Source organism: Allobosea sp. (assembly GCF_048595345.1).
Classification (GTDB): Bacteria; Pseudomonadota; Alphaproteobacteria; order Rhizobiales; family Beijerinckiaceae; genus Allobosea.
In genome coordinates, this window is record NZ_JBMDWH010000071.1 from 1 (window position 1) to 9,707 (window position 9,707).

The 9,707-nt window shown below is 68.2% G+C and carries 9 protein-coding genes; 3 read left to right on the forward strand and 6 right to left on the reverse strand.

Annotated elements, in window-relative coordinates; translation table 11 throughout:
* From ACOJTB_RS08405 to flaF, 3 genes are all read left to right on the forward strand, one after another.
* On the forward strand, positions 1-685 hold a 685-nt coding region (locus tag ACOJTB_RS08405), incomplete at its 5' end, for a flagellin (protein ID WP_420102077.1).
* Between the two features lie 53 nt (positions 686-738).
* The gene (gene flbT, locus ACOJTB_RS08410) at positions 739-1,131 is read left to right on the forward strand and encodes a flagellar biosynthesis repressor FlbT (RefSeq protein ID WP_420102078.1); all 393 of its coding nucleotides are present in this window, start codon (positions 739-741) and stop codon (positions 1,129-1,131) included.
* Positions 1,115-1,486 (forward strand): flagellar biosynthesis regulator FlaF, encoded by a 372-nt coding sequence (gene flaF / locus ACOJTB_RS08415; protein ID WP_420102080.1) that lies wholly within the window; start codon positions 1,115-1,117, stop codon positions 1,484-1,486. The genes flbT and flaF overlap by 17 nt, the downstream gene beginning before the upstream one ends.
* Positions 1,487-1,618: 132 nt before the next feature.
* On the opposite strand, the gene ACOJTB_RS08420 is transcribed toward flaF, so the two are convergent.
* From ACOJTB_RS08420 to ACOJTB_RS08445, 6 genes are all read right to left on the reverse strand, one after another.
* A complete protein-coding gene (locus ACOJTB_RS08420; protein ID WP_420102081.1) occupies positions 1,619-3,139 on the reverse strand; it encodes a flagellin in 1,521 nt (506 codons plus the stop codon).
* 7 nt (positions 3,140-3,146) lie between these two features.
* Positions 3,147-5,012, reverse strand: coding sequence for a flagellar hook-associated protein FlgK (flgK, locus tag ACOJTB_RS08425; RefSeq protein ID WP_420102082.1), 1,866 nt, complete (start codon positions 5,010-5,012; stop codon positions 3,147-3,149).
* Positions 5,013-5,065: 53 nt separating this feature from the next.
* The gene (locus ACOJTB_RS08430; protein WP_420102083.1) at positions 5,066-6,463 is read right to left on the reverse strand and encodes a flagellar hook protein FlgE; all 1,398 of its coding nucleotides are present in this window, start codon (positions 6,461-6,463) and stop codon (positions 5,066-5,068) included.
* Between the two features lie 185 nt (positions 6,464-6,648).
* A complete protein-coding gene (locus ACOJTB_RS08435) occupies positions 6,649-7,680 on the reverse strand; it encodes a YcjF family protein (RefSeq protein ID WP_420102084.1) in 1,032 nt (343 codons plus the stop codon).
* Positions 7,677-9,113: a YcjX family GTP-binding protein gene (locus ACOJTB_RS08440; protein WP_420102085.1), complete on the reverse strand. Its 1,437-nt coding sequence runs from the start codon at positions 9,111-9,113 to the stop codon at positions 7,677-7,679. Before ACOJTB_RS08440 ends, ACOJTB_RS08435 begins: the two co-directional genes overlap by 4 nt.
* A gap of 19 nt (positions 9,114-9,132) precedes the next feature.
* On the reverse strand, positions 9,133-9,660 hold the full coding sequence (locus tag ACOJTB_RS08445) for a SixA phosphatase family protein (RefSeq protein ID WP_420102086.1): 528 nt from the start codon (positions 9,658-9,660) through the stop codon (positions 9,133-9,135).
* Between the last annotated feature and the right edge of the window lie 47 nt (positions 9,661-9,707).

Consider the following 9,707-nt stretch of genomic DNA (forward strand, 5'->3'; position numbering starts at 1 on the left):
CTCGGAGACGGTCGACTTCGGCTTCGGCGTCGGCGCGGACGCCGCCGCCGCGAAGGTCGCCGCCGGCACCGGCACCAGCAACACCAAGATCGGCTTTGCGGCCGCGGACGCCGCCGTCGGCACCTCGACGATCACCTCGTCCAATATCACCTCGGCGGTCCGCTCCAACCTCATTCAGCAGTTCAACGATCTGCGCGCGCAGATCGACCAGCTGGCCAAGGATGCGAGCTACAACGGCATCAATCTGCTCCAGGGCGACCGCCTCTCGATCATCTTCAACGAAAAGACGGGCACCAATCAGACCAAGCTCGACATTCAGGGCTCGACGCTGAGCGCCGACAATTTGGGCATCACCCAGGCCGTCAATACCCAACTTGCCGGCTTCTTCAACTTTCAGAACGATGCCGACCTCGACAAGGCGACAGCCTCGCTGAACAGCGCGATCACGTCGCTGAAGTCCCTGTCCTCGACGCTGGGCTCCAACCTCTCGGTCGCCCAGACCCGGCAGGACTTCACCAAGGAGCTGTCGAACGTGCTGACCCAGGGGGCGGATTCGCTGGTCGCGGCCGACTCCAACGCGGAAGGCGCCAGCCTGCTCGCCCTCAACACCCGCCAGCAGCTCTCCCAGACCGCTCTTTCGCTGGCCAACCAGGCCGACCAGGGCGTTCTGCGCCTCTTCCAGTAAGACGGGGACGGCGCCCCGCGCGCCGCTTCCGACCAGCCAGAAGGCATCCGCGCATGGCCCTCAAGGTCGAGCTCAAGCCCAAAGAGCGCATCATTATCGGCCAGGTCGTCATCCGGAACGACGAGCAGCGCACGCGCTTCTTCATCGAGGGCGACGCGCCGATCCTGCGCGAGAAGGACATCCTCACCGGGGCCACCGCCGATAGCCCGGCCAAGAAGATCTATCTCGCGATCCAGCTGATGTATCTGCATCAGGACCCGACGCGCGACTACCAGACCTATTTCGAGCTGGTTCAGGATTTCGTCACGGCCGCTCCGAGCGCTCTGCCGCATATTCACGAAATCAATAACCGCATTTTAAACGACGAGCTGTACAAGGCTCTGAAGGCAGCCAAGAAGCTGATCGCCTACGAAGCGGATCTGATCGCGCATGCAAAACGGGTTTAACGCTTACGCCGCCGCCGCCAAGACCGCCCAGGCTGTCGTCACCCCCCGTGAACTCGAAGCCTCGCTGCTGATCAAGGCGGCCACGCGCCTCCAGACCGTCGCCGAGGATTGGGGCAGCCGGGAACGCGATCTCGACGATGCTCTCACCTATAACCGCCGTCTCTGGATGCTGCTGGTCTCCGCCGTCACGGCCGAGGACAATCCGCTGCCCGTCGGCATCAAGCAGAACATCCTGAGCCTCGCCAATTTCATCTTCAACCACACGATTCAGATCATGCTGGCGCCGCAGGCGCAGAGCCTCGGCGTGCTGGTCAACATCAACCGCGACATCGCGGCCGGCCTGCGCGGACGGTAAGCCGGCCGAGCGAACGGCCGGGCACGGATCGCTGCCGAATGCAAGGACGCCGCCCTTCCGGGCGGCGTTGTCGTTTCGAGCGCCTGATCCGGCCTGCCGGCAGCCGCGCCCGCACCGCCAGGGGCGGCCGCCTCACAGATAGCTGGTGAGCGTGAGCTTCGAGAGCATGGATGTGACCTGATAGCTCGCCTGGAGCTGCGTCTGCAGGGCGAGGATCTGGGTCGCCACATCCTCGGTCGTGACGTTCTGCACGTTGCCGAGCGTGGTGGTCAGGTAGTCCTTGGTGGTCTGGTGCCGGGTCTTGGCGCTGTCCAGCGCGCTCTGCGCGGTTCCGAGCTCGGTCAGCACCTCCGCCGGCTTCTGCGTCGTCCCGCCGAAGCCGAGCCGGTCGTTCACGCGCGCCGCCATGGCGTTGTAGCGGGCCTGCGCGGTGTCGTCGCTGGCGGAGAAGGTCTCGCTCGCCATGATCGCGAACTGGGCGAGCCCGACCTGGAAGGCCTGCTCGTTGGCGCGCGCACCGACGCCCACGCGCTGGCCCTGATCGACCTGAACGGTCGAGGTCGAGCGGGCCGGATCGGCCCCATCATCGCCCTTGTACCAGATCACCGTCGCAGTCGCGGCCGCACCGGTGTTGGCGGGGGGCGCCGTCGCGGTGGCGAAGCCCGGCCCGGGCACCCGCTTGGGCGGGTTGCTGGCGCTGCCGGCGAAGAAGTCCTGCGCCGCCACCTGCGAGGAGGCGGCAGAGAGTGTGGTCTTGGCCTCGGTACCGAGCGCGGCGGTGATCGCGGCACGCAGATTGGTGGCCGTGGCGTTGACGTCGGTGCCGATTTCGAAACCCGTGGCGGCGGGCCCGGTCGTCCCCGCCGCGCGTGCCGTCAGGGTGATCGTCGTGGCGGTGCCATCGGGCAGGTTGAGGTTGATGCTGAGCGTGTCGCCCGCCTGAGGCTGGGCCGCGACGGTCACGGCGAGGTTCGCCGGCGGGCCTGCGGTCAGCGCCGTTGTGAGACCCGTCCCCGTCTTGGTCACGCCCGCCAGCTTGAAGCCGTAGGGATGGACCGTGGCTTCCTCTGCGATCGTCGCATTCGCTCCGGCGCCGCCCGCGGTGAGGCGCCCGAGGCCGGAGCCGAGATCGGCCTGCCGGCGCTCGTCGATGAGTTGCCTGACGCCAGCCCGGCCGGCGCCGTCACCGTTCATGATCTGGTCGAAGGTCGCGGTCGGCTCGACATCCGAGGTCTTGCCCGAGAACAGGTAGCGCCCGTTCACGGAGGTGTTGAGCATGTCCAGCGTCTGCTTGACCTTGTCCGCGGCCAGGATCTGCGGCGCCGTCTGACCCGACGCGGTCGGCAGATAGCTGTTCGACGTCATGTTGTTGCGGGCATCGGCCACGAGCTTGCCGAAGGTGCCGACACCGTTCGACATCAGCTTGAGATTGGTATTGGCGAGCTGGATGCCGTCCAGCCAGGAATCCAGCGTGGTCAGCTTGGCGTTGAGGTCGAGGCTGACCGTGCGGTCGGCGCCGAGCCCTCCATAGCTGGTGCTCTTTTCCTTGGAAGCGAGCTGGCGCTGCAGATCGTCGAACTGCGCGCGTTGTCCGACGAAGCTCGGGCCGCTGGCGGCGCGATAGGCGCCGGTGCCGTAGGCGTTGATGGTCATCCGGCCCTCACACTCTCATCAGCACGTCCATCATCTCCTTGACCGTGGAGATGATGCGGGCATTGGCGGCGTAGGCGTTCTGCAATTCGATCAGCTGGGACATTTCCTGGTCGACATTCACCTGGGCCGTGGCCTGGAATCGGCTCTGGATCGCCGACAGGGCAACCTGCTGCCCCTGATCGAGGCTCTTGGCGGAGGCGACGATCTGCCCCTGCGACGACACCACCCGCTGCACGAAGGCCGAAACCGTCATGTTGGAGGTGGCGTTGTTGCCGTCGAGCCCGACGGCAGTGGTGAAAGCCCGCTGGCTGGAGGTCAGCCGGTCCAGCATGAGCTGCGGGCGGGTGGCGTCGCCCTGCGCCGTGGTCGGCGTCGACAGGGTCAGCAGCGAGCGATCGGCGACCAGCCCGGGATTGACGGTGATCCGGCCCGCAAAGCCGATGGCTTGCGAGCGACCTTCATAGGAGCCGGTGAAGACCTTGCCGGCGGAGCCGTCGACGAAGAAGGGCAGTTCGGCCGGTCCGCCGGCCGCGGAGAGCGCGGTGTTCGTCGGCCGCGCCGTCAGGCCCAGCACGTCGCGCGTGCCCGTGGCCCCGTCGTCGAGGATCTGCAGCGTCGTGCCCGTGCCCGAGACCTGGAAGCCGGCTCCGACCACGCTCTGGATCTGGCTCGCGACGGAGGCCGTACCGCCCGAAAAATCGATGCCGACGACCTGGTTGTTGACGTCCCCCTGCGCCGAGGCCGGCAGCGGGAGCGAGGCGGCGGAGTCGACCCGCACGAAGGTGTAGCGCCGCGTCTGGCCGCCGGGGGTGATCTGGTAGTCGAGCGTGATGCTGTTGCCGGCCTGCAGCCCGGTGAGATCGACGTTGAAGCCGGTCGCGGCACCGCTGGTGGCGGCGGTGCCGGCGACCTCACGGTCGGACAGCGCCTTGGACATCTGCGCCGCGATTTCGTCCAGCTGCGCCTGCGCCTGGACCAGGGTCTTGTCGCGCAGCTCGATATTGGCCGCGATCGAGCCCGACCGGAAGACGTTGTTGGCGATCGCATCGGTCTTGTTGCCGCTTGCGTCGCGCATCGTGATCGTGCCGACGCCGCGTTTGGCCGGGTCGCTGTTCCAGACATCGCCGGGCTGCACGTCGGAATGCTGATCGAATTCGAAGGAGACCGAGGCCTGCCCGTCGAAAAGCTGCATCCCCGAGCCGGTCACGATGCTGATCGCACCGCGAGCGTCTTCGGTGGTCTTGATGTCGACATACTGCGACAGCTCGGAGAGAATCGAGTCGCGCTGATCCTTGAGCGCCGCCGCCGCCGGATCGTTCTGGCTGGCGGTTACCCGGGCATTGACCTTCGTCAGCGCCCCCAGCAGCTCGTTGATTTTTGAGACGCCCGTGGCGATTCCGCTCTCCGCCTGGGTGCGCAGCGTCTGGACGCCCTTGGACAGGGTGTTGAGCTGGCGCGCCAGCGTGCTCGCATTGTCCAGAACCTGCGAGCGCAGGCTGTAGGAGGATGGATCGTTCTGCAGCCCCTGCAGGGCGCTGGTGAACTTGTTGTAGATCGTGTCGAGCGCGGTCGCGCTGCCGGGCGCGCCATAGAGCTGGTCGAGATTGCCAAGCGCGCTCGCGCGGGTCGCAGTATAGCCGGCGCCGGCGGATTCCTGCCAGAGCTGGCTCTGCACGATGGTGTCGAGCAGCCGCTGGACCTGCGTGCTCTGCACGCCGATCGTGAGGCCCGAGAGACTGTCGGTGGTCGAGACCGCGCGGCGGACATAGCCTGCGGTCCCGGCATTGGCGACGTTCTGCGAAACGACGCCGATGCCAACTTGCGTGGCACTGAGCCCGTTGATCGCCGTGCTGAGAGAGGTGCTGAGCCCCATCGCTCACTCCTGCCACTGCCGACGCTCCTTCTGGGCGCCGGGTCCACCGCCGTTCAGCGGATGATGTTGAACACCGAGGAGAGCATCTCCTGGGCCGTGCTGATCACCTTGGTGTTGGCCGAATAGGCCTGCTGGGTGACGATCATTTTCGAGAACTCGTCGGCGATATCCGTGTTGGACTGCTCGACATTGCCGCCCACCATTTGCGAGGTGCCCAGACCGATGATCGGGGCGCCGGATTCGATGGTCTCCTCATAGGCACCGCCATCGAGACGCTTCAGCGCATTATCGGCGTTGAAGCGCGCCACAGAGACCTGCGCCAGCGCGACGACCTGCCCGTTCGAGAAGGTTCCCACGACCTGCCCTTCGGCCGACACCGAGACGCGGTCGAGCGTGCCCGCCGTATAGCCATCCTGCCGGATGCTGCGGGCATCGATCTGGCCGCTCACGTCGCCGTTCTGCGTCAGGCCGTTGCCGCCGGTCGTGAGGTTGATGCCGGTGATGTTGGTGCCATTGATCGTCATCGTCGGGAGCAGAATGTCGCCAGTCGCAGGCGCCACGATCTGCCCCGCCGTCCCGAAACTGACATTCTGGCCGGCCTGGACATAGGCGACCTGGTTGCCGGCGGTGGCGCTGGTATCCTGCGCGACGAACAGCCCCCAGGTACCGGTGGTGACGGGCGGGCCGGCGTTGCCGTTGTCGATCTTGGCCCAGCGCATCTCGACGCTGGTCGCCTTGCCCAACGCGTCATAAACCGTGACCGACCCGCCCGGGATCGACGTCGCCAGGAAGCTGCTGATGTTGTTGCCCATGACGGCAGCGTTGGCCGCATAGGGGTTGGGCGCGGTGCCGGCGGCCGTCACCGAGGCGGCATTGAGAAATTCGCTGCCGCCTTGCGTCTTCTGGGTCGTCGCGGGCACTGCCGGGATGTTGGCGCGGTACTCGATTGAGGTCGTGGCCTTGGCCGGGAACTGCTCCTTGGTGATGCGGAGCACCTCCGGCTGCGTGCCGACGAGCTGCCCGGTAACCTGATCGATCTTCAACCCCTTGAGGAAGTAGCCGGCGCCGTTGACCAGATAGCCGTTGGCGTCGAAATCGAAATCGCCGCGGCGGGTGTAGAGGTTCTTGTTGCTGAAGGTGGTGTTGGCGCCGACGCCGCTCTGGCGCTGGTCGACCACGAAGAAGCCATCACCGTTGATCGCGACGTTGGTGTCGATGCGGGTGGCGTTGAGATCGCCCTGGATGGTGTTGGTCGCCTGGCTGTAGGCGGCAACGGAGCCGGCCGTCTGCCGGTTCAGCGCCGAATCCGGCACCAGGTCCGAGAAGGTCGTATCGACCCGCTTGTAGCCCGCCGTCCGCGAATTCGCGATGTTACCGGAGATGTTCTCGAGCGCGTATGATTGCGCCGTCATCCCCGAAACCGCTGTCGTCAGCGCACTGAAAACACCCATGGAACCCTCACCTGGACCTGCGCGCCCCACCGGGACGGCCCTCAACCCGAGGTCAAATCTGCACGCCCCGTGCCATGGAGGCAGGCCAGCAAAATCAGGGACTTGGATGGTTTATCAGGCCTTTCGGGCCAGCATCGGCCGGGCAAGATGTGTCCTGCCCGGCAGTTTCTGCCCGGCGCCGGGCTTCACGCGGGCTCGCCGCCGCCGCGCCAGCCGGTGAGATCGCCCGCCACATCGGAGAGCGTGGGCGCCTGCGCCTCCACGAAAGGCAGAGGCCGGCAGACGGCGAGCGCCGCGAGCCCGATGCGGGCCGTCAGCATGCCGTTGATCACGCCCTCGCCCAGCTTGGCGGAGAGCCGCGCGGCCAGCCCCTGCCCCAGCACCTGCTGGATCACCGCATCACCCGCCGCCATGCCGCCGGTCAACACGAGATGGTTCAGCACCTGCCGCGCCAGCCGGAGCAGGCCGAGCGTGCCGGGCCGGCCCGCATAGATGCCGGCGATGCTGCGCAGGAGCCGCGCGCAGGCGACGAGCACGAACAGGATATCGACCAGAGCGCGCGGGCTCACCGCCGTCACCAGCGAGACGCGCCGCGCCGCCCCGGCGATCTCGGCCTGCGCGCGGGCATCGAGCGGGACGAGCAGGGCCCGCTCCGCCACGCCGAGCACATCGCGCGGCGCGAAGAGCTGCGGCAGCGCGGCGTCGAGCTCGGCGCGCCCCTTGGCCGTCTCGGCCCGGCCCTTGTAGAGACCCGCCAGATCGCCCGCGAGGGCCTTGGCCTCGTCCAGCGTCCCGGCGGTCAGGAGGCCGGCGGCCTTCTCCCGCAGCGCCTCCACCTTGCGTTCCCGCAGGATGTCGCGGAGCACGCGCCCCAACATGACCAGCAGCGCCAGCGCCGCGAGCCCTGCGCAGGCCAGCGCGGCAAAGCCCAGCGCCGGGTTCTGGCTCATCAGGTCGCCGACCGTCTTCTCCACCCACACGCCGGCGGCCAGCGCCAGGAAGCCCGAGAGCCCCGCGACGAAGAGCGACCCCCAGGAGACGCTCCGGCGCCGCACCGGCGCCTCGGCCGGGAGCACGGCGTCGATCGGCTCGCTCTCCGGCAGGATCGCGACATCGCCGCGCCCAAGGCCGGCATCGACCTGCGCCGCCGCATCGCCCAGTCGTATCGCGCGGGGCGCCCGGTTCACCCTCACGGCCTCGTCGTCATCCCGGTTCATGCGAGCCGGTCCCCGATCAGGAATTCCAGCGCACGGTCGAGGCGGATCTGCGGCGGCGGCTTCAGGCGCCCGCCCGCATCCGGCTGCACCAGCGGCGGGCGAAAGCGCGGCGCCCGCACCTGCCATGACGCCGCCTTGTCGAAGATCGCCTCTGCTCGCTCGGGCAGCTCGCCCGGAAACGCCGCCGCCTCGGCGAGACCGTCGAAGACCTGCCCGTCGATCGCCTCGCCCGCTTCCGGCACGCCCGCGATCGCCGGCAGCTCCTCGCGCCCCTGCCGGATGCGGACTTCATGCGTCGCGCGCACCGCCGCCAGCGCCATGGCCTCGACCTTGGCGCCGGCGCCCTGCGCCCTCGCCGCGGCACGCGCGACGAGATGCGACATCACGGCCGCGAGCCGGTCATGGCTGGTATGATGGACGTGGTCCGCCTTGGTCGCGGCGAAGAGAACCTTGTCGATGCGCGGGGCGAACAGGCTCGACAGCCAGGAATTGCGCCCGACCGAGAAGGCGGCAAGCGCCTGTCCCAATGCAGTCTCCAGATCCGCCAGCGCCGGCGCCCCGGCATCGAGCGCCGCCAGCACGTCGACCAGCACGATCTGCCGGTCGAGCCGCGCGAAATGATCGCGGAAGAACGGCGCGACCACGACGCGCTTATAGGCTTCGAAACGCTCGGCCATCAGTCCCGCCAGCGTCCCGGGCCGCACCTCCCGGTCGTGTCCGAGGTCCAGCGGCGCGAAGGTCAGAGCCGGCGAGCCTTCGAGATCGCCGGGCATCAGGAAGCGCCCCGGCGGCGTCACCGCGACGGCTTCGGGATCGGCGCGCAGCCGGGCCAGATAGCCTTTGAACAGCTCGCTCGCCGCTTCGGCGGCCAGCTCGTCGGGCGCTCCGTCCGGGTCGCGTCGCGGCAGATCGGCCAGCCAGGCGGCGGCCGCCTCGCGCCGATGCGCCTTGCGCGCATCGGCCACCGCCTGAGCCGACCAGGCCTTGTAGTCCTGCCCGATCAGGGCGAGGTCGAGCAGCCATTCGCCCGGATAATCGACGATATCGAGCGTCAGGGTCGCCGGCCCCTTGAACCAGCCCCCGGCCCGCTCATAGTCGATCTCGACCCGCAATTCCGAGATGCGCCGGGTGGATTCAGGCCAACGCCGGGCCTCGCCGGTCATCGCGGCGCGATGCGCCTCATACGGAAAACGCGGCACGTCGGCATCGGGCTGCGGCACCAGCCGCACCTTCGCGATCCGGCCCTGCGCGGCGGCTTTGAGCACCGGCAGGGAAGCCCCCTCGATCAGGTTCTGGATCAGAGCCGTCGTGAAGACCGTCTTGCCCGAGCGCGACAGGCCGGTGATCCCCAGCCGCAGCCTCGGCCGGGCGAGTCCCAGCAGGCTGTCGCCGAGGGCCAAGGCCGCGCTGCGGGCCGTGTCGAGATAGGAAATGTCGCTCACGCCGTTACCGTCAGTCGTCCGGCCCCTCGCCGAGCGAGGCGGGCGTCACGAAACGGTCCAGCCGGCCACCGCGCTCGGCGACGTCGCGCCAGTCCTCGATCGCGAAATCCAGCACGGCGAGCCCGCAGGTCGGGTATTTCTGGCTCATGCGCGCCGCCGCATAGCGGTCGCCATGGCCGGTCAGGCTCTGGGCCAGATCCTCGATACCGGGATTGTGCCCGATCATCAGCAGGGTCTTCACCACGGGCGCGGTCTCCTGCACCACGTCGAGCAGCGCCGAGGTGCGGGCCTCGTAGATGCGGGGTTCGTATTGCGTGGCGGGCGTTTCCGGCAGCATCGGCGCGATCAACTCCCAGGTCTCGACCGTGCGCCGGGCCGGCGAGATCAGCACGAGATCGGGCAAAAGCAGCTCTTCGGCGAGATAGCCGCCCATGAGCGGCGCGGCCTCCCGCCCGCGCGCCGCCAGCGGCCGGTCGCGATCGGCGACGCCGGCCGGCCAGTTCGATTTTGCGTGGCGGAGCAGCATGAGGCGGAGCATGGCAGGCATCTAACCATCGATGGACGGTTTTGCGAGAGCCGCAGCCC

Coding starts and splice junctions, on each gene's coding strand:
- flbT (WP_420102078.1), top strand. CDS start 739: ATGGCCCTCAAGGTCGAGCTCAAGCCCAAAGAGCGCATCATTATCGGC.
- flaF (WP_420102080.1), top strand. CDS start 1,115: ATGCAAAACGGGTTTAACGCTTACGCCGCCGCCGCCAAGACCGCCCAG.
- ACOJTB_RS08420 (WP_420102081.1), bottom strand. CDS start 3,139: ATGACCATCAACGCCTACGGCACCGGCGCCTATCGCGCCGCCAGCGGC.
- flgK (WP_420102082.1), bottom strand. CDS start 5,012: ATGGGGCTCAGCACCTCTCTCAGCACGGCGATCAACGGGCTCAGTGCC.
- ACOJTB_RS08430 (WP_420102083.1), bottom strand. CDS start 6,463: ATGGGTGTTTTCAGTGCGCTGACGACAGCGGTTTCGGGGATGACGGCG.
- ACOJTB_RS08435 (WP_420102084.1), bottom strand. CDS start 7,680: ATGAACCGGGATGACGACGAGGCCGTGAGGGTGAACCGGGCGCCCCGC.
- ACOJTB_RS08445 (WP_420102086.1), bottom strand. CDS start 9,660: ATGCTCCGCCTCATGCTGCTCCGCCACGCAAAATCGAACTGGCCGGCC.